General features: G+C 40.1%; 18 protein-coding genes. 11 read left to right on the forward strand and 7 right to left on the reverse strand.

The genetic code is table 11. The features are described 5' to 3' along the window. From ACMZOO_RS16905 to ACMZOO_RS16920, 4 genes are read right to left on the reverse strand one after another with little or no spacing between them, the layout of a single operon-like run. Complete coding sequence (locus ACMZOO_RS16905) at positions 1-1,038, reverse strand: agmatine deiminase family protein (RefSeq protein WP_440904464.1); 1,038 nt, start codon at positions 1,036-1,038, stop codon at positions 1-3. Then, a complete protein-coding gene (locus ACMZOO_RS16910) occupies positions 1,035-1,631 on the reverse strand; it encodes a PilZ domain-containing protein (protein WP_440904465.1) in 597 nt (198 codons plus the stop codon). Before ACMZOO_RS16910 ends, ACMZOO_RS16905 begins: the two co-directional genes overlap by 4 nt. Then, positions 1,615-2,700 (reverse strand): tetratricopeptide repeat protein, encoded by a 1,086-nt coding sequence (locus tag ACMZOO_RS16915; RefSeq protein WP_440904466.1) that lies wholly within the window; start codon positions 2,698-2,700, stop codon positions 1,615-1,617. Before ACMZOO_RS16915 ends, ACMZOO_RS16910 begins: the two co-directional genes overlap by 17 nt. A 21-nt stretch (positions 2,701-2,721) precedes the next feature. Further along, positions 2,722-3,417 (reverse strand): hypothetical protein, encoded by a 696-nt coding sequence (locus ACMZOO_RS16920; RefSeq protein WP_440904467.1) that lies wholly within the window; start codon positions 3,415-3,417, stop codon positions 2,722-2,724. Positions 3,418-3,569: 152 nt separating this feature from the next. Here ACMZOO_RS16920 and ACMZOO_RS16925 point away from each other — a divergent pair, with 152 nt between their 5' ends. Both ACMZOO_RS16925 and ACMZOO_RS16930 read left to right on the forward strand, forming a co-directional pair. Continuing rightward, positions 3,570-4,364, forward strand: coding sequence for a hypothetical protein (locus ACMZOO_RS16925; RefSeq protein WP_440904468.1), 795 nt, complete (start codon positions 3,570-3,572; stop codon positions 4,362-4,364). Between the two features lie 113 nt (positions 4,365-4,477). Then, complete coding sequence (locus tag ACMZOO_RS16930) at positions 4,478-4,984, forward strand: YgjV family protein (RefSeq protein ID WP_440904469.1); 507 nt, start codon at positions 4,478-4,480, stop codon at positions 4,982-4,984. Between the two features lie 16 nt (positions 4,985-5,000). Here ACMZOO_RS16930 and ACMZOO_RS16935 read toward each other — a convergent pair whose 3' ends face one another. Then, positions 5,001-5,750, reverse strand: coding sequence for a helix-turn-helix domain-containing protein (locus ACMZOO_RS16935; RefSeq protein WP_440904470.1), 750 nt, complete (start codon positions 5,748-5,750; stop codon positions 5,001-5,003). Positions 5,751-5,958: 208 nt separating this feature from the next. Here ACMZOO_RS16935 and ACMZOO_RS16940 point away from each other — a divergent pair, with 208 nt between their 5' ends. The 7 genes from ACMZOO_RS16940 to ACMZOO_RS16970 all read left to right on the forward strand — a co-directional run bounded on the left by ACMZOO_RS16940 (position 5,959) and on the right by ACMZOO_RS16970 (position 14,577). Beyond that, positions 5,959-7,134 carry a Gfo/Idh/MocA family protein gene (locus ACMZOO_RS16940; RefSeq protein WP_440904471.1) on the forward strand — a complete coding sequence of 392 codons (1,176 nt, stop codon included), beginning with the start codon at positions 5,959-5,961 and terminating at the stop codon, positions 7,132-7,134. Positions 7,135-7,150: 16 nt separating this feature from the next. Further along, complete coding sequence (locus tag ACMZOO_RS16945; protein WP_440904472.1) at positions 7,151-8,203, forward strand: sugar phosphate isomerase/epimerase family protein; 1,053 nt, start codon at positions 7,151-7,153, stop codon at positions 8,201-8,203. Between the two features lie 10 nt (positions 8,204-8,213). Further along, entirely contained in the window at positions 8,214-9,458 is a 1,245-nt protein-coding gene (locus tag ACMZOO_RS16950) for an MFS transporter (RefSeq protein ID WP_440904473.1), read from the forward strand. Continuing rightward, a complete protein-coding gene (locus ACMZOO_RS16955) occupies positions 9,455-10,066 on the forward strand; it encodes a gluconate 2-dehydrogenase subunit 3 family protein (protein WP_440904474.1) in 612 nt (203 codons plus the stop codon). Before ACMZOO_RS16950 ends, ACMZOO_RS16955 begins: the two co-directional genes overlap by 4 nt. A gap of 72 nt (positions 10,067-10,138) precedes the next feature. Continuing rightward, positions 10,139-11,866, forward strand: a complete 1,728-nt coding sequence (locus ACMZOO_RS16960) for a GMC oxidoreductase (RefSeq protein WP_440904475.1) — start codon at positions 10,139-10,141, stop codon at positions 11,864-11,866. Positions 11,867-11,911: 45 nt separating this feature from the next. Continuing rightward, positions 11,912-12,793: a sugar phosphate isomerase/epimerase family protein gene (locus tag ACMZOO_RS16965; RefSeq protein ID WP_440904476.1), complete on the forward strand. Its 882-nt coding sequence runs from the start codon at positions 11,912-11,914 to the stop codon at positions 12,791-12,793. A 212-nt stretch (positions 12,794-13,005) separates the two neighbouring features. After that, a complete protein-coding gene (locus tag ACMZOO_RS16970) occupies positions 13,006-14,577 on the forward strand; it encodes a carboxylesterase/lipase family protein (RefSeq protein ID WP_440904477.1) in 1,572 nt (523 codons plus the stop codon). Positions 14,578-14,595: 18 nt separating this feature from the next. On the opposite strand, the gene ACMZOO_RS16975 is transcribed toward ACMZOO_RS16970, so the two are convergent. Then, a complete protein-coding gene (locus tag ACMZOO_RS16975; RefSeq protein ID WP_440904478.1) occupies positions 14,596-15,009 on the reverse strand; it encodes a hypothetical protein in 414 nt (137 codons plus the stop codon). Positions 15,010-15,141: 132 nt separating this feature from the next. Next, positions 15,142-17,370 (reverse strand): NADP-dependent isocitrate dehydrogenase, encoded by a 2,229-nt coding sequence (locus ACMZOO_RS16980; protein WP_440906316.1) that lies wholly within the window; start codon positions 17,368-17,370, stop codon positions 15,142-15,144. 235 nt (positions 17,371-17,605) lie between these two features. On the opposite strand from ACMZOO_RS16980, the gene ACMZOO_RS16985 reads away from it, so the two are divergent. Together ACMZOO_RS16985 and ACMZOO_RS16990 are read left to right on the forward strand one after the other, a co-directional pair. Next, on the forward strand, positions 17,606-18,298 hold the full coding sequence (locus ACMZOO_RS16985; RefSeq protein ID WP_440904479.1) for a pseudouridine synthase: 693 nt from the start codon (positions 17,606-17,608) through the stop codon (positions 18,296-18,298). Next, complete coding sequence (locus ACMZOO_RS16990) at positions 18,298-18,747, forward strand: NUDIX hydrolase (protein ID WP_440904480.1); 450 nt, start codon at positions 18,298-18,300, stop codon at positions 18,745-18,747. Before ACMZOO_RS16985 ends, ACMZOO_RS16990 begins: the two co-directional genes overlap by 1 nt. Positions 18,748-18,751 lie beyond the last annotated feature (4 nt).

An 18,751-nucleotide genomic window follows, 5' to 3' on the forward strand; every position in this document is an offset into this window, starting at 1 on the left:
TTAAGCTTGTTGGAAAAAACCTTGAGGCAATTGCATTGTAATACAGTGCAAACTACCAAACTGCTCGATAATAGGGCGACAGTTAACTGGAATAATTTCGAATCCAGCAAAGGCTTGCTGCATCACATCAATGGCTTGTTGATCTTGTTCAACACCATAAATCGGCATGAGCACAGCGCCATTAATAATTAAAAAGTTAGCATAAGTTGCCGGTAACCTGTCACCTTCTTTACTATATTGCGCAGCTGGCCAAGGCAATTGATAAAGTTTATATGCTTGACCTTGGGCATTGGTAAACTGGCTAAGTTGGGATTGCATTTGAGTTAAGCCAGCGTAATGGCTATCTTCGCTATTATCACAACCTTGGTAAACTATACTGTTATTAGGTGCAAATCGAGCCAGTGTGTCTATGTGTGCATCTGTGTCATCACCATCTAACGCACCGAAGTCTAACCAGAGTGTTTTTGTGCAGCCAAAGTTTTCCATCAATTGTTGTTCAATTTGCGCTTGTGAGCAGTCTGGATTGCGGTTTGGGTTTAACAAACATTCAGACGTCACCATCAAACAACCTTCGCCATCAACTTCAATGCCACCACCTTCTAAGACAAAATCTTGTGGTTTATTATTTACATTGAATTTGGCAAAAACATGCTGGTTGATTTGGTTATCGTTCGCTGCTGCAAACTTATTGCCCCAACCGTTAAACACATAATCAAGTGCGAGAGTTTGTCCTTGGTCATTCACTAAAGTGATAGGCCCGTGGTCTCTTGCCCAAGTGTCATCGGTTGGACAAACAACAAAATGTACTTTGTGTAAATCAATGTCGTTTTGTTGGAGAAGTTGGCTGACTGACTGTTTTAGTTGCTCATTATCACAAACAACTATTAGTTGTTGTCTGGTTGTGATGTGTTTGCTTATTTCGACATAAACAGGTTCAACTTGTTTAAGGATATGTTGCCAATCGGTTTGTTCATGCGGCCAAGTTAGCATAACCGCATCTTGTACGTACCATTCTGCTGGTAGGTAAAACTTATTCATTCTTTCTCGTTCGGTTGGTTAGCGCGTTCAAGCGCAATTTGCCTAAGTTGTTTGCTTTGTTGATGCAAGGCCATACGCACTAAAATCTCTCTGTCTTCATCGCGAATTACGCTATAAACCACATCAAAATTTTTGCCTGAATCCGCATCTTTTTCAGCAATAATTTCCGCGTAGCAGTATACGGCACATGCTTCTTCCGGCATAAATATTTTTAACTTAAATTTGTCACCTATTTGCCAGTTTTGTTCTGTTGTTAAAGTTAAACCACCTGCGCCAAACCTATCAGTAACATATCTATGTTTTTGCTTGTCTTCTTGCATCAATAAATATGACAACATCAAGTCGATTTTTTTATTTTGTACTTCAAGCACACGAGCCACATCACTTGATAGCTGCTGGCCTTTGCTCATAAATGCGTTATGTGCATCTAGTCGACTTAATTCGGTTGCCAATCTAAATGGGTAGGGGATTTCAGCCTCTAAGTTGGCTTCTGTTAGCTCTGCGCTATCGTCCAAAACCTCTAAATTAATTTTTACATTAAAAGGTAAGGTAAAAAATGCATCAAATAGTTGTTTTTTATCTGCTAAGTTCATTTTGTTCAGACTGCTTAAGTTTGATTTGAATGGCTAACGCATCAGCCAACTGTATGGCTTTTTCTAACGCTTCTGGCGTTTTACTTTTTGCTTGGTTTATTTTAATTTGTGCTGGTTCAAAATTAAATTCAGCGGCTAGGTGCAACCAGGCAAGGCCTTGCTCTAAACTCTTTTCAACACCTTCACCAATGCAATAACACCTGCCAAGCGCGCCCATGGCTTTTTCATTACCTAAATAAGCGGCTTGAGTAAATAACTCAGCTGCTAGATTAACATCCTTATCGTTACGCGCGGCAAAAGCTTGGTTAAGAATTTTTTCAATGTCTTGATTCTTGTTTGATGAAGCCGTTTTTTCAATTGTTACATGTGTTTCATGCGCCGTAGGTAAGGGCGTATCAGTTGACTCTTGCTCCGGAGCTTTTTCAACTTGCTGTATATCAGACTCTGGCATATGCTGTTGTGCTTGCTCCAAAGCAACTTGTGATGGCGTAATGTCTTTTTCACCGAGTTGCTCTTTTTCTTTTAGAGCAAGTATCACTGCGTCGTAACGCGAATTTAGCTTGGCTATGGTTGCTTGCTGTGCGGTAATTTGTTGTTGGTAAAACTCTGTGTCTTGCTCCAATTTTTGCATGGCTTGTTTGTTTTGCACCATCATTTGTTTGTAGTGCACAGCAAATTGTTTAAGCTGTTGCTGATGCTTTTTTTCGAGCATTTTAATATGCAATTTGTATTGGGTTTCTACGTCTAATTTATGTTGATCTTTTACTTGTTCAACACGTTTAAACATAGTGTTCATACTGGTTTCATATGCTCTGCGTAAATCATCAAACCAACGGAACAGTGTGCCAGGTATTTTTTCTTTTTCTACGGCACTCGCGGAAGCTGGAAATAAATTGATAATTTGCTTTTTATCCACATACATTTCGCCGTCTATGCTTTGACAGCGTAAGGCTAACGGATTACCTTGATATTTTCGAATTGTGTCTTGAATGATAGCCAGTGACGCGCCGGTTATGTCTGAAGCATTTTCTAAACTAATCCATTCTATTTCTAGTTCTGGGCTATTCATATTACTCACTGCAATAATTTGTTATGTCGGCGCGTAGGCTATCTCTTGATAGAAGGCTGCAGGATCGAGTAGCAAACTAGCCGTTTTTTCGTTGGATATTAAACCTTTTAGCATGTTTCGCACACGTTTATCTATGTTGCCGGTGTGAAATTCTAAGTCGTTTAATTTTCTAATATTTTGTGCATCTATATGCATTGAATCTTCAACTTTGTCAACCACAAAGCCTGCATTTGCATAACGTCCGTTGGTGGTTGTGTACACAGTAACAGGTTTGTGGCTAGATACAATTAGCTCTTCAACCATAGTGAGTTGCTGGCTTAAACGTGCCGAATCGAATTTTTTCTTGGGTTGAAGATTGGCAATGACTTGGTTGAGGACCTCGGTTACTTCATGGTTATAACTTTGAATTTGACTCAGAGCATTTTCACATTTGTGCATTTTTGCACTATCTGACAGTTGTTCACTCTGCAATATATCTTCCGCTTCGTTAATAAATCTAAGCTGTGCTTTATTATGCACTTGAGTGGTTTCGCCGTTTAATGCCGCACCGAGATCATAAATAGGCGTTGCATTGTTCATAAAGTTTTTAACGCCTAAAAACGATAAATCTTTGCTTGGGACTGGTGTTTGATCGTTAGCGAATTTTTCGGTTAATAAAATATCGAGAATATTAAAAGATACAATTCGGTGACCAACTCTAAAATTAACGACTTCCATTTATTATTCCTAAAATATTTTCTGTCATGAATAACTCTAGCTGCATGTAGTTAAAATACAAGGAATTTGCCTATACTTATCACAAGATTTATTGACAGATAAAGTTTTACTTGTTTTGTTAATTGGTAAAACTTAAATTGAACGGAGCAGGTATGTTGGGAGAACACTTCTTGTATAGTTTATCCAGTATTTCAATCGTATTGGTTTTATTCGCTTTATTATTGCTATTTAACCAGCTTGGCTATTGGTTAGGGCAAAAGTATAAAGGTGATGATGACGGTGACATCAAAGCACTGACTAATGCTGTGCAAACCAGCACTTTAGGTTTGTTAGCCTTGCTTTTAGGTTTTACATTTAGCATGTCGATGCAAAGGTATGACCAGAGAAACCAAGCCATGATCGCCGAAACAAATGAGGTGCAAAACTTGGTGTTGCAAGTTCAGCTTTTGCCTGAGCCGCATCAGCAACAACTTTTACCTATGATTCAACACTATGTAGAGCAGCGGCTTGAGCTTGGTCAAATTGATATTACACGTTTTGACGAAAGGGCTGCTTATCAGGCAAAAGTGAAACAAACCCAACAAGCACTTTGGAAAGCTGCTGCCAAGTTGGCTAAACACACAGATATAGACATGTCAGCTGTGAGTAAACAATTGCAACTTGTGTTTGAGTCGTATAACAAGCGAAATGCGCTTTTGATGATGCACGTGCCTGAAGTTGTTATTTACTTGCTGTTTACAGTTTTTGTCAGTGCTTTTTGTATTTTAGGGTATTCGAGTGGGTTGGCGAGCAAACGGATCATTATTCCAACAACTATGGTGATGTTCTTAATAACCATGATTGTCTTTATCATCATAGATTTAGATAGACCAAAGCGAGGTTTGATAAAAGTTAACCAAGATAGTATGCAGTTGATAGCTACAGAATTGCAACAAATAAAGCATTGATTTTACATTAAAAATTATTTTATTTATTGACCTGCTACCGATAGACAATGGCCTTTGCCAATGGGATAATTCGCGCTAAATCGGTAGCTGTTTTTACAAGGTCAATAAAAGAAATGGGCGAGTCGTTTATCCCCCAATTGTTCGGCATAATTAGTTTTATTCTTGGTGTTGTTTGTTTTTCGCAAAAAGACGACAAAAAATTTAAGATAATCATGCTTATTTTAAATTTAAATCATACGCTGCATTTCCTATTAATGAACGCTATGTCTTCTGCCTTGGCAAGTGCTTTGAGTGTTTTTAGAACCGCATTGTCGATGAAAACTAGCTCAATTTATGTTGCAGTATTTTTTATCGTCAGTTTGGTTAGTTTAAACACCATGTGGGCTGAGCATTGGTATGACTGGTTGGCTGTTATGGGCGCGTGCTGTGGTACTTTTGGCCTATTTTGTTTAACTGGCATTAAAATGCGCCTAACCTTGTTGGTTGGTTCAATTTGTTGGTTAGTCAACAACTTTGTAGTTGGTTCTATTGGTGGTGTGATGTTAGAAACTATGGTTATTGGTATCAATATTTCGACCATACTACGTATATATTATTCACCCACACAAACTCCAGCTTAGTTACCCAGAGTTTAGGTTAGCTTGGATTAAAAGATAACCTAAAATCAGACGGCTTTTCATCAAACAATTTAGTAAATTGTCGAGTGAAATAACTCGGGTCTGGAAAGCCGCACTCGCCAGCAATTATCGCAATAGGTAAGGTGGTTTCTACTAATAGCCGCCTGGCATTTTCTAACCTTACTTCATTAATAAACTGTTTTGGCGTTTTGTGTAAAAACTTCTTAAAGCGTCTTTCTAATGCACTAATCGACAAGTGCGACAACTCAGCAAGTTCAACAATACAAATGTCGTGCATATAGTTTGCACGAATAAATTCTACAGGTATTTTTAATGCTTGCATGCCGGTTAACGCCAATGAGGTTTTTTCAAGGTGGCGAGATACCCCATAAGTGCCAATAAGTTGGTCGTTGCTATCGAGCAATATGCGTTTGGACGTGGTAAACCATCTTAGCTCACCGTTTTTCAATATGTTCATTTCTAAGCGGTTATCAACTGCTTGACCTGCCATCACTCTTTGATCATCTACTACATATTGGCGTGCCAAATGAGGCGGGGCAAAATCGTAGTCAGTTAAGCCAATTGCATGTTCTAAACTATTAACGCCTATGTGTTGTTGGAATGCTCTGTTGGCATAAATAATTTCGCTGTCAGTGTTTTTTATCCAAAATAACATATCTGGCATTAGGTCAAACATATTAACCAATTGCATTATGCTGCTTTGTTGTAGAAAACTGTGTAATTGATTTAGTTTATCTGTAGAACTCATAATGTTACAAAAAATCTCAAAGCCGCATTCTATTGGGTATCAGTGGCTGTTTAAAGTATTAGGCTAGCAGTTATAAATTTAGCTTACTGCTGTCAATAACCAAAAAAGTCACGCCGAATTTGTCCTAGTATAAACCGAATTCATTCTAACTCAATTTATTTAACCTGCTCTAACATGTTTAACATAAAGTTAACTTGGAGAGGCTTGTATGAGTGGAAAAGTAAGAATGGGAATGGTTGGCGGCGGCCAAGGGGCATTTATTGGTGCTGTGCATAGAATGGCAGCAAATTTAGATGGCGAAATAGAACTTGTTTGTGGTGCTTTTAGCAGTAACGAACAACGCAGTGTTGAGTCAGGTAAAGCTTTGTATTTAGAGCCAACTCGTTGTTACGCTTCATATCAACAAATGTTTGAGCAAGAAGCCCAGTTACCAGCAGAGCAGCGCATGCAATTTGTTGCCATAGTTACACCGAATCATATGCACTTTCCAGTTGCTAAGATGGCATTCGAATACGGTTTTCACGTTATGTCAGATAAGCCGGCCACATTCAATTTAGCTGAAACGCTAGAGCTACAATCTCTGCTAGCAAAATATGATGTTTTATACGGTTTAACCCATACCTACACAGGCTACCCACTGGTTAAAGAAGCTCGCCAACGCATAGCCAATGGTGATTTAGGTGAGATCACCAAAGTTGTTGTGGAATATCCGCAAGGCTGGTTGGCACAAGCTCCGGGTGAAGAAAACAAACAAGCAAGCTGGCGATTAGATCCAAAACAAGCAGGCATAAGTTGTTGTATGGGCGATATCGGCGTACACGCCGCCAATTTAGCTGAATACGTTTGTGGTGATGAAATATCACAAATATGTGCTGATTTAGGTAGCGTGGTTGATGGGCGTAAATTAGATGACGACGGCACTGTGTTACTGAAATTTAGATCGGGCAGCCGTGGTGTGTTAATGGCAAGCCAAATCTCTGTTGGTGAAGAAAACAACCTGCGTATTCGTGCGTATGGCACCAAAGCCGCGCTGGAATGGTCGCAACAAGAACCCAATACTTTAATCGTTAAATACAACGACCAAGCAACTCAAGTTGTTCGTTCTGGTGTAGGGCCTTTATCTGACATTGCCAACGCAAACCTACGTGTACCAGCAGGTCATCCAGAAGGTTACATCGAAGCTTTTGCCAATATCTACCGCAATTTTGCTGGGCAAGTTAGAGCAAAAGCTGCTGGCGTTCAACCAACGGCTGCTGAGCAGGATGTACCAGGTATTAAAGAAGCTGTACGTGGCATGGCCTTTATTGAAAACGCTGTGGTTTCAAGCCAAGCAGACACTAAATGGCACACATTTGTCATTGAACCTCAGAATATAACAATTTAATTGGGAGCAAATCATAATGAGTCAAATTAAAGGCCCTGGCATATTTTTAGCACAATTCGCTGGTAACGAAGCGCCATTTAATTCGTTTGAAAGTATCTGTAAATGGGTAGCTGGAATGGGCTACAAAGCAGTACAAATTCCAACTTGGGACAAACGTTTATTTAATTTAGAACTAGCGGCTGAAAGCCAAGATTATTGCGACCAAATTAAAGGCATTGCTGCTGAACAAGGTTTAGCTATTAGTGAATTATCAACCCATTTGCAAGGTCAGTTAGTTGCTGTGCATCCAGCTTATGACGCTATGTTTGACGGTTTTGCACCGGACGAAGTTAATGGTAATCCTGCTGCTCGTACTGAATGGGCAATTCAACAAATGAAATACGCAGCTGTTGCCAGTAATAAACTAGGGTTAACTGCGCATGCGAGTTTTTCAGGCTCGTTTTTATGGCATACGGTTTACCCTTGGCCGCAGCGTCCAGCCGGTTTAGTAGAGCAAGGTTTTGAAGCTTTAGCTGAGCGTTGGTTACCAATTTTAAATACCTTTGATGAAAATGGCGTGGATGTTTGTTACGAGTTGCATCCGGGTGAAGATTTACACGATGGTGTAACTTTCGAGCGTTTCTTAGAAGCAACTAACAATCATGCCCGTGCGAATATTTTGTACGATCCAAGTCACTTCGTATTACAGCAACTAGACTATTTACAGTTTATTGATTTTTACCACGAGCGCATTAAAGCTTTCCATGTGAAAGACGCAGAATTTTTACCTAATGGTAAAGCCGGTGTTTATGGTGGTTATCAAGGTTGGCAAGACAGACCAGGGCGTTTTCGCTCATTAGGCGATGGGCAAATCGACTTTGGCGGTATTTTCAGCAAGCTAACTCAATATGGTTACAAAGGCTGGGCTGTGCTTGAGTGGGAATGTTGTTTAAAACACCCTGAACAAGGTGCAAAAGAAGGTGCGCCTTTTATTGCAAAGCATTTAATTCGCACTACAGATAAAGCGTTTGACGATTTTGCTGGCGTAGCGGCAGATCGCGAATTTAATAATAAAATACTTGGACTATGAGGCTACTAAAATGAATACACAACAAGCCAATAGGCTCTTTATTGCGAGCTGTATCGCACTAACAGTGACCGCAATGACTTTTGCAATTCGCGCCGGTATATTGGGGCAATTAAGTGAAAGTTTTAATCTTACCGATACCCAATTGGGTTGGATAAACGCTATGGCGTTTTTAGGCTTTCCAGTAGCAACCATGTTTGGTGGTTTGTTATATAACTGGATTGGCGCACGTAAACTGATATTAATCGCTTTTGTCGGCCACTTATTAGGTTTAGTTTTAACCATGATGGCGGATGGATTCTGGTTACTGCTTATTTCAAGTTTCTGTGTTGGTTTTGCTAATGGTTCAGTTGAAGCGGGTTGTAATCCGTTAATTGCTGATATCTATCATAAAAATAAAACCACTATGCTTAATCGCTTCCACGTATGGTTCCCAGGCGGCATTGTAATTGGTGCATTGGTGTCTAAATTTATGACTGACATGGGTATGGGCTGGGAATTACAAATTGCGATTATGCTTATTCCAACCGCTATCTATGGTTTTATGATGTTCACGCAGAAATTCCCTGAAGCAGTTAACATCGAAAACTCAACTTCAGCGAACATCAAAGCATTATTCTCGCCGTTATTCTTGTTTATGGTTTTATGTATGACATTAACCGCGACTACCGAATTGGGCACACAACAATGGATTGAACGTATTTTGGGAGCTTCGGGCGTTTCACCAATGATTATCATGGCAATGGTAACTGGTGTTATGGCGGTTGGTCGTTATTTTGCTGGCCCTTTAGTACATAGGTTAAATCCGGTCGGTATTTTATTGATGTCAGCTGTGCTCTCGGCTGCGGGTATTTATGCTATGAGTATTGCAACTGGCGGCATGGTGTATGTAGCTGCGATTTTATTCGCATTAGGCGTCACTTACTTCTGGCCAACTATGATAGGTTTTATCGCTGAATATCAACCTAAAACCGGTGCTTTGGGTATGTCGTTAATAGGCGGCGCAGGCATGTTTGCTGTGAGTATGTGGAACCCAATTATTGGTGGTTGGATTGATTCAGCGCGTGCAGCAGCTGAAGCGCAAAATCTGACTGGTGTTGAAGCTGAACTTGTAGCAGGCCAAGCAACCTTGTCGAATTTGGCAATATTCCCAACTATCTTAATCATTGCTTTTGCGGCTTTATACATCTACATGAAAAAGCAGCAAAACAATAACCAACCACAAACAACAGCAAACCCTGCTGGAGAGGTTTTATGAGCGAAACCGTCAGTTCAATTGAAAAACGACGGCTGTTAAAAGGTTTGGGCGCTGTGCTTGGCACAGCTGCCGTAAGCCAAATGCTCGGGGAGCAGGCTATACAGTCTGCCTTTGCGTACACAGCCAACAAAAATAGTCACTTGGCCAAAGGTAAATTATTTTCTCAATCACAGATGATGGTTTTGCGCGGCATGGTTGAGCAGATTATCCCAACGACAGACACAGTCGGCGCTGCAGACGTAGACTGCCACGGATTTATCGACCACCAATTAGTGGCTGTTCACGGCGATTACGAAAAACGAGCGGCAGTGGCAATAGTGGATAAAGTAGAGCAAGTGAGTTTACAGCAATACAAACTCAGCTTTGCCAAGTGTACTGCGGCGCAGCAATTACAAGTGTTAACTGCAGTTGAACAAGGACAAATGGGTTTTGATCACAATGATAAAGCAAGCTTCAAAGTGGTTAAAAACTTAACTGTATTTGGTTATTGCACCTCGAAAGAGGGCGCAACTCAAGCATTAAAATATTTGTATCTGCCTGGTGGTTATCAAGGCTCGGTGCCGTATCAACAAATTGGTCGAGCTTGGAGTTCGAAGGCTTATTATTAAAACCAAATCAACTACATAACGTTGCACACAAAAACAAAAGCAATAGCGTGCGACCTAAAATTGGGCTAGAAAATGAAGAATGTGAATTATATCAATGAATCAAAAGAAGTTTTTGATGTCATTATAATCGGTTCCGGTATAACTGGAGGCTGGGCTGCTAAAGAGTTTTGTGAAAAAGGATTTAAAACTCTAATGGTTGAGCGCGGCCGTGTGGTTGAACATCGCAAAGACTATATTGCTGAAGGTAAAGGCCCGTGGGATTTTCCCAACCGGACCAAAGTGGATAACCTATTAGTTGAAGAGCAATACAAAATACAAAAACAATGTTATGCCTTTCACGATGGTACTAAACACTTTTTTGGCAACGACAGAGATTTACCTTATAACACCAAAAAAGGAACTGAGTTTAGTTGGATAAGAGCTAATCAGTTAGGTGGTAAATCATTGTTGTGGCATAGACAAAGTTATCGTTTGAGCGATTTTGATTTTGCCGCAAATAAAGCGGATGGACACGGTAACGACTGGCCAATTCGCTATAAAGATTTAGCACCTTGGTATGACTATGTGGAAAAATTTGTTGGTATTAGCGGCAACTACGACAATTTACCCCAATTGCCAAACAGTCAGTTTTTACCACCTTTTGAAATGAATGCGCCGGAGCGTGCCTTTCGCCAAAAAATGGCCAATGATTTTCCGGATAAACCTGTGATCATCAGCCGCTGCGCCCATTTAACTGAGCCGCAGAAAATTCATGTCGAGCTCGGTCGTATGAAATGTATGGCGCGTAACGAATGTCAAAAAGGTTGTTCGTTCGGCGCATATTTTTCAACGCAGAGCGCAACTTTGCCAGCAGCAGCTAGAACTGGCAACTTACACATAGCGCCGAATAGTGTGGTTGAAAGTTTAATTTATGACGAAGCGACCAACCGACTTAAAGGTGTGCGCGTGATTGACAACGATAACCTCAGTCAACGCGAGTATTTTGGAAAATTAGTCTTCTTATGTGCTTCAACCATAGGCAGCACCCAAATACTCCTCAATAGTAAAACCAACAAATTCAAAAATGGTTTGGCAAATAGCTCTGGTGTATTAGGTAAATACCTAATGGATCACAATTACAATGCGCGCACAACCGCAGACATAGACGGCTTTGAAGATGAGTATTACATCGGCCGGCGTCCTGCAAGCTTATACGTGCCGAATTTCCATTATGAGCCAACTCGTTATCATAAAAACTTTATCCGAGGATATGCATTAGCGGGTGGCGCTTATCGAGAAGACTGGCAGTCATATGGTTACTCCGATGGTTTGGGTATCAATTTTAAAGAGAAATTAATGCATCCGGGTCAGTGGAAAATTGGTTTGCAAGCACAAGGTGAAATGCTGGCAAATCGTGATAATCAAATGACTTTGCATGCTACGAAAAAAGATAAATGGGGCATGCCACAAATTCAATTTGATGTTTCTTGGTCGGATAACGAAAAGCGTATGATGGAAAATTCGGTTGAAGTTGCGAGCAAAATGTTTGAAAAAGCGGGTTTTAAAAATATTCAAGGCCAAGCAACAGAGCGACCACCAGGTATAGCGATACACGAAGTGGGTACTGCACGTATGGGACGAGATGCTAAAGACTCGGTGTTAAACGGCTACAACCAGTCGCACGATATACCTAATTTGTTTGTTACTGACGGTGCGAGTTTCGCCTCGTCTGCAGTGGTAAATCCTTCATTAACTTTTATGGCACTAACTGCGCGCGCAGTTGATTATGCGGTAAAAGAAGTGAAGAACCGCCGATTATAAAACAAGTTAAAACAATTACTGATTAAAAATGATATAGGGCTAAACATGAAAAAATTTATTCATAACATAAAAAAACTTGCCTGCGTAGCAGCTGCAAGTGTTTTGATAATAGGTTGCAATGCAACTTCACAAGCTGGTTCGAACAACGAGAATGACAACAATATGATGCCAAAAATTAGTGTGCAACTTTGGTCCGTTAAAGACGATGTTAAAGAGGACTTTAAAGGCACTTTAACTCAGTTATCAAAAATGGGTTTTCAAGGCGTTGAGTTTGCCCGTGATTTTGGCCCATTTGCGAATGATCCGCATGGGTTAAAACAGTTTTTAGCTGGGTTAAATTTACAAGCTAGTGGTGCACATATTCCGTTTTCATATTTGGATGACGAAAACTTCCTAAGTACAGTCGCCTTTTATAAAACACTTGGTTGCGACATGTTAATTGTGCCTTACGACGAGCGTGCTTTTAGTGCCGACGGGATTGAGTGGGTAGTGGCTGAATTAAACCGCTTAGCGAAAAAATTAGCACCTTATGGCATGAAAGTGGGTTATCACAATCATGCGCAAGAATTTGAAGCCTACAAACAAACTACTTATTGGGATTATTTAGCGCAAAACACCTTAGACAACGTGGTATTGCAGCAAGATGTGGGTTGGACGACCTATTCTGGTAACGATCCGGTCGCTTACGTACGCAAATACCCAGGCCGTACTTTAACCACACATTACAAAGTGCGTTTACCTGAAGGGACACAAGGCAAATTACCTATTATTGGTAAAGATACCATTGATTGGCCAAGCTTGATTCAAGCCAACAAAGAAGTAGGTGGCACTTTGTGGTTAGTGGTTGAGCAAGAAGAATATCCAAATGGTTTAACCCCGTTACAAGCGGTTGCTGAATCGAAAAAAGGTTTAGATAGCTTCCTGTAAATAATCCAACAAACAGTTTTCTTGTTGTGTGTCAAAGTAATGCTCAAGTACATAGGATGTGTGCTTGGGCTTACTTTTTATCGGAGTGTTTAAAGTTAACCAAAGTGTAACCAACTAAAGTTTAAGATAGCTCACACCAACTAGCTGTCGTCATAAATAAAGTCTTGCTAAGCTATTTTATGACTGGCTCTAAAATACACACGAATATAACTATGAAAACAATCAAAATTATCCAAACTATACTCTTGTCACTTGTTATACTCTCGCCACTATACACAAGGGCTGCATTATCCAGTAAAAACGTTGAGCTTGCCCAAGGGCGATACCAAGGTGTTGCTTTGGAGCAAAATGTAATTGGTTATCTTGGTATTCCTTACGCTAAACCTCCCATTGGTGAGTTGCGCTGGCAACTACCACAGCCGCTAACAACCAGTAAGCAAACTAAAAAACAGCTCAACTTGGCAAATGAATTTGCTGCGCGCTGCATGCAAAACCGCGTGTTTGACGACATTATTTTTCGTTCACAACAGCAAAGTGAAGACTGTTTGTACCTAAATGTGTGGAGCAAAGCTGACAATAAAAATGCACCTGTTTATGTTTATTTTCATGGTGGTGGATTTATTGTTGGCAGTGGTGATGAAGCAAGATACGACGGTGAAGCTTTTGCCAAGCAGGGCATAGTGTTTGTTTCAGTTAACTATCGCCTAGGCGTATTTGGTTTTTTATCACACCCTGAATTATCTAAAGAAACACAGTATAAAGGCTCTGGCAATTATGGCTTGTACGATCAACAAGCGGCTATCCAATGGGTAAAAGACAATATTAAGCAGTTTGGTGGTAACCCTGAGCATATAGTTTTAGGCGGTGAATCAGCTGGTTCAATTTCTGTAAGTGCACAAATGCTGACTTCATTGAATAAAAACCTGCTTAAAGGTGTTACGGCACAAAGTGGCTCAATGCTTGGATTAGATTTTAGTTCTAGGAGCCTCTCTACTGGTGAAAGTGAAGGTTTAGCACTACAGCAAGCCTTGGAACTGCAAAACCTTGAACAAATGCGCGAGATAACTGCTGAGCAACTACTTAAACAGGCTACAGATAAACGTTTTGTCTGGTTTAGACCTGTGATTGATGGCAACTTTTTTACTGACGATCCGCATAAACTATACGCACAGGGCAAATATAACCAAGTACCGCTATTAACTGGTGTAAATAGCCAAGAATCCGCATATCAAGCTGTTCTTGGGCCAGTTGCCAATAAACAAAAACTCACTCAAAGCGATTGGCATGCGGCGATTGAAAAACTATACCCAGAAAATGCTGACAAGGTGAAAGCTATATATCCAGCTTCAACACCCGAGCAAATAATTGAAATGGCGCAGCAACTGGCGAGTGACAGATTTTTAAGTATGAGTACTTGGTTATGGGCAGATGCGGTTGCCCAAAACCAACCTAAGCAAGTTTATTATTATTTATACGCAAGACTTCGCCCAAACCCATCAACAGATAGAGGCGCAGCGCACGCTGCAGAAATAGAATATGCTTTGGGTAATTTGCGTTATAACAAAGTTTACGACTGGCAAGCAGCAGACTATAAAACATCAGAGCAGATGCAGCAGTACTTTATTCAGTTTATTAAAACTTTAAATCCAAATAGGGTAGATATGCCAAACTGGCCGCTATTTAGCCAAGATAAGCGAATCGTATTGGATGAAGTTATATCGGTTGAGGATATTGGGTATTTACGTGAGCGTTATCAAACCCTGTTCACTTTATACCGTGACTAAAAGAAGGAAATTTAAGGGTTAACCAAGTTCGACACAACGGCTATGATCGATACGTAAATTAGCAAAATTAACCCGACGGCTGGAATTAGATTTGAGATCTATAATGATTGTTTTTCCACGTTTGAGTTTATTTCTAAATACGCTATTACTGCATATTAAGTGTAAAGCTTGGGTTTTAACATTTTGTATATCTGATTGCTTTGCATTCTCATAACCTGTTATGAGAATCTCAAAATTGGCGCTACTGTCGGATTCTCGATAATTTAGTAGCGACCAAGAATGCTCTTGCGTCGAAAGCGCTTTAACTTGATCAGCAATAGGTGTGAGTACAACTTCATCGAATTTTTGTTCTTCATAAAATGAATATATGAGTGAAAAAATTAGGGCGGAAAGCCATAAAGTGAATTTTAATAGCTTTTTGCGCTGGTTCATATTCGCAACAACCTAGTTTTACCGAAAGTTCGGGTTACATTATTAGCCACAAAAAATCCCGCGCATTCATTGAATACGCGGGATTTTATTTTCAATTGCTATCAGCAGCTATTTAGCTAATTAACTACAAGCTTATAGAGAATCAACTACTGCGTTTAACGTTGCACTTGCGCGCATAACGTTAGAAGCTTTGTCATCTTCAGGTTTGAAGTAACCGCCAATCTCAACAGCTTTACCTTGAACTTCAATTAACTCAGCAACAATTTTATCTTCGTTAGCAGTTAATTGCTCAGCTACAGGCTTAAATTTAGCTGCTAAATCTGCATCTGCAGCTTGCTCTGCTAAAGCTTGTGCCCAGTACATAGCTAAGTAGAAGTGGCTACCACGGTTGTCGATTCCACCTAAACGGCGTGAAGGTGAACGGTTAAAGTCTAATACTTTACCAGTTGCAACGTCTAAAGCGTCAGCTAAAACTTTAGCTTGAGTGTTACCAGCAACATTTGCTAAATGCTCAAAAGAAGCTGCTAATGCTAAGAACTCACCTAAAGAATCCCAACGTAAGTAGTTTTCGTTAACTAATTGCTCAACGTGCTTAGGCGCAGAACCACCAGCACCAGTTTCGAATAAGCCACCACCGTTCATTAATGGAACGATAGATAACATTTTCGCACTTGTACCTAATTCTAAAATTGGGAATAAGTCAGTTAAGTAGTCACGTAATACGTTACCAGTTACAGAGATAGTATCTTGACCTGCTTTAATACGCTCTAAAGAGAAACGAGTTGCTTCAACAGGCGCTAAAATTTGCAGTTCTAAACCGCTAGTGTCGTGCTCTGGTAAGTAGGCTTCAACTTTCTTGATAAGTTGTGCATCGTGTGCACGGTTTTTATCTAACCAGAATACCGCAGGTGTATCGCTTAAACGTGCACGGTTAACAGCTAGTTTAACCCAGTCACGAATTGGCGCGTCTTTAACCTGACACATACGCCAGATATCACCTTGCTCAACAGAGTGTTGTAGTAATACGTTACCGTCTTGGTCGATAACTTTAACTTCACCCGCTGCAGGAATTTCGAAAGTTTTGTCGTGAGAACCGTATTCTTCAGCTTTTTGCGCCATCAAACCAACGTTTGGTACGCTACCCATAGTTGACGGGTCAAATGCACCGTGTTTTTTACAGAAGTCGATAACTTCTTGGTAAACACCTGCATAACAACGATCAGGAATTACATATTTAGTATCTGCTTGTTTTCCATCTGGACCCCACATTTGGCCAGAAGAACGAATAGCTGCAGGCATAGAAGCATCGATAATTACGTCACTTGGTACGTGTAGGTTAGTGATGCCTTTGTCTGAGTTAACCATAGCCATTGCAGGGCGTGCAGCGTAACAAGCTTCAATGTCAGCTTTAATTGCAGCTTGCTCGTCAGCAGGTAATGAAGCGATACAGCTTTCAACATCACCAAAACCATTGTTAAGGTTTACGCCTAAAGCAGCAAATTTGTCTGCGTATTTGTCTAAAACTGGCTTGTAGAAAGCTTCAACTGCGTGACCAAAGATAATTGGATCAGAAACTTTCATCATAGTTGCTTTCATGTGCAACGAGAATAAAACGCCTTGCGCTTTTGCTTCTTCAACTTGCTCTGCTAAGAAAGATTGTAATGCACTTGCGCTCATTACTGCAGAATCAATAATTTCGCCAGCTTGAACTGGAACTGAAGCTTTTAATACTTCAACTTCACCAGAAGCTTTAGTTAATTCAATTTTTACTGAACCAGCTTTTTCTACAGTGGTAGATTTTTCGCTACCGTAAAAATCACCAGCGCTCATGCTTGAAACGTGAGATTTAGAATCAGCAGACCATGCGCCCATGCTATGTGGATTTTTCTTCGCATAGTTTTTAACTGAAGCTGGTGCACGACGATCTGAGTTACCTTCACGTAATACTGGGTTTACTGCGCTACCTTTAACCGCGTCAAAACGCGCTTTGATATCAGCTTCTTGTTCGTTTGCTGGTGAATCCGGGTAGTTAGGTAAAGCGAAACCTTTAGCTTGTAATTCTTTGATTGCCGCTTTTAACTGAGGAATTGAAGCACTGATATTCGGTAATTTGATGATATTAGCTTCAGGCGTTTTAGCTAATTCACCTAATTCTTTTAAATCGTCAGCTTGGAATTGGCTTTCAGGTAAAATGTCTGGGAATTGACATAAAATACGTGCAGCTAAAGAGATGTCACGCGTTTCTACATCAACGCCAGCTGTTTTAGCGTAAGCTTGAATAATAGGTAATAAACTGTATGTTGCTAAAGCTGGAGCTTCATCAGTTATGGTATAAATGATTTTAGAACTTTCAGTTGTCATCATTATGTCCTTAAAAAATATAAATTATGCTGACGATGATTCTAGCAAGCTTGTTAATTACTACAAGCGTATGTTCACCGCATTGGTGCAATGTCGACCATAAAGTTTGGTGATATATCCCCAAGTTGCTTGATGAAGCGAGTTTCCACTTCACTCATTGAAGAACCGTTACAATATAGTAAGCTTGCTAGGGTATATAGTTACTTCTCATTTTAAAATTGAATAGTGGAAATAAATGTTGCAGCAAAAAGCAAAAAAGCCAAGTTTTGGACAAAAAAAACACATAAAAAATGCCAAACCCGGCGCTAAAACACGTTCGGCTACAAAAAATAAAAACAAGCGGCCCGAGCCTGCTGTGATAAAAATTGTACTCTTTAATAAACCTTATGATGTATTAACCCAGTTTACCGATGATCAACAAAGAAAAACCTTAAAAGACTATATTCCAATTGAAAATGTATATGCCGCAGGGCGGTTAGATAAAGATTCGGAAGGTTTGTTGGTTTTAACTAATAGTGGCAAGTTACAAAATGTGCTGGCTAGCCCTAAATTTGAAAAAACAAAATCTTATTGGGTGCAGGTAGAAGGTCAGCCAAGCCAGCAACAACTGCAGCAATTGCGCCAAGGGGTCGAGTTAAAAGACGGTAAAACTAAGCCCGCAAAAGTCAGGTTGATTGAACCACCAGCCATTTGGCCACGTAATCCACCTATTCGAGAGCGCAAAAATATTCCAACAACTTGGTTGGAAATAGGTTTGCAAGAAGGTAAAAACCGCCAAGTTCGCCGTATGACAGCGCATGTTGGTTTGCCAACTTTACGTTTAATCCGCCATCAGTTTTCTTCTTTTTCGGTACAAGGGTTAGAACCGGGGGAGTGGCGCGAACTCGCAAGCGAAGAATTTAATCAATATCTGGAGCAAATTAATTAATGTTTAAACCCAATACAACCATTGCATGGATAGTTGAGTGTAATAATAAGTTTTTAGTGGTTGAAGAAATAGAAAATGGCATCAATGTTATTAACCAGCCCGCTGGTCATTTAGAAAAAGATGAATCTTTATTGCAAGCCGCTAAACGTGAATTGTTAGAAGAGGCGGGGATTGAACTTGAACCACAAGGTTTAGTTGGTATTTATCAAAGTCAGGTTAAAGGCAAAGATATTCAGTATTTGCGTTTTTGTTATTACGCTAAAATTGATGCTGAACAACTACCAAAATTGCAACCGCAAGATGATGATATCCTAGCCGCACATTGGTTTAGCTTTGAGCAAATTGAACAAAAACAGCTACCACATCGCAGTCATATGGTACAAATTTGCTTTGATGATTACCTAAATGGACAAAGAATACCCTTATCTGCTGTTAAGAGTTATTTATAGCAAG

It is taken from the genome of Catenovulum sp. SX2 (assembly GCF_052056295.1).
Lineage (GTDB): Bacteria > Pseudomonadota > Gammaproteobacteria > Enterobacterales > Alteromonadaceae > Catenovulum.

Coding starts and splice junctions, on each gene's coding strand:
- ACMZOO_RS16905 (WP_440904464.1), bottom strand. CDS start 1,038: ATGAATAAGTTTTACCTACCAGCAGAATGGTACGTACAAGATGCGGTT.
- ACMZOO_RS16910 (WP_440904465.1), bottom strand. CDS start 1,631: ATGAACTTAGCAGATAAAAAACAACTATTTGATGCATTTTTTACCTTA.
- ACMZOO_RS16915 (WP_440904466.1), bottom strand. CDS start 2,700: ATGAATAGCCCAGAACTAGAAATAGAATGGATTAGTTTAGAAAATGCT.
- ACMZOO_RS16920 (WP_440904467.1), bottom strand. CDS start 3,417: ATGGAAGTCGTTAATTTTAGAGTTGGTCACCGAATTGTATCTTTTAAT.
- ACMZOO_RS16925 (WP_440904468.1), top strand. CDS start 3,570: ATGTTGGGAGAACACTTCTTGTATAGTTTATCCAGTATTTCAATCGTA.
- ACMZOO_RS16930 (WP_440904469.1), top strand. CDS start 4,478: ATGGGCGAGTCGTTTATCCCCCAATTGTTCGGCATAATTAGTTTTATT.
- ACMZOO_RS16935 (WP_440904470.1), bottom strand. CDS start 5,750: ATGAGTTCTACAGATAAACTAAATCAATTACACAGTTTTCTACAACAA.
- ACMZOO_RS16940 (WP_440904471.1), top strand. CDS start 5,959: ATGAGTGGAAAAGTAAGAATGGGAATGGTTGGCGGCGGCCAAGGGGCA.
- ACMZOO_RS16945 (WP_440904472.1), top strand. CDS start 7,151: ATGAGTCAAATTAAAGGCCCTGGCATATTTTTAGCACAATTCGCTGGT.
- ACMZOO_RS16950 (WP_440904473.1), top strand. CDS start 8,214: ATGAATACACAACAAGCCAATAGGCTCTTTATTGCGAGCTGTATCGCA.
- ACMZOO_RS16955 (WP_440904474.1), top strand. CDS start 9,455: ATGAGCGAAACCGTCAGTTCAATTGAAAAACGACGGCTGTTAAAAGGT.
- ACMZOO_RS16960 (WP_440904475.1), top strand. CDS start 10,139: ATGAAGAATGTGAATTATATCAATGAATCAAAAGAAGTTTTTGATGTC.
- ACMZOO_RS16965 (WP_440904476.1), top strand. CDS start 11,912: ATGAAAAAATTTATTCATAACATAAAAAAACTTGCCTGCGTAGCAGCT.
- ACMZOO_RS16970 (WP_440904477.1), top strand. CDS start 13,006: ATGAAAACAATCAAAATTATCCAAACTATACTCTTGTCACTTGTTATA.
- ACMZOO_RS16975 (WP_440904478.1), bottom strand. CDS start 15,009: ATGAACCAGCGCAAAAAGCTATTAAAATTCACTTTATGGCTTTCCGCC.
- ACMZOO_RS16980 (WP_440906316.1), bottom strand. CDS start 17,370: ATGACAACTGAAAGTTCTAAAATCATTTATACCATAACTGATGAAGCT.
- ACMZOO_RS16985 (WP_440904479.1), top strand. CDS start 17,606: ATGTTGCAGCAAAAAGCAAAAAAGCCAAGTTTTGGACAAAAAAAACAC.
- ACMZOO_RS16990 (WP_440904480.1), top strand. CDS start 18,298: ATGTTTAAACCCAATACAACCATTGCATGGATAGTTGAGTGTAATAAT.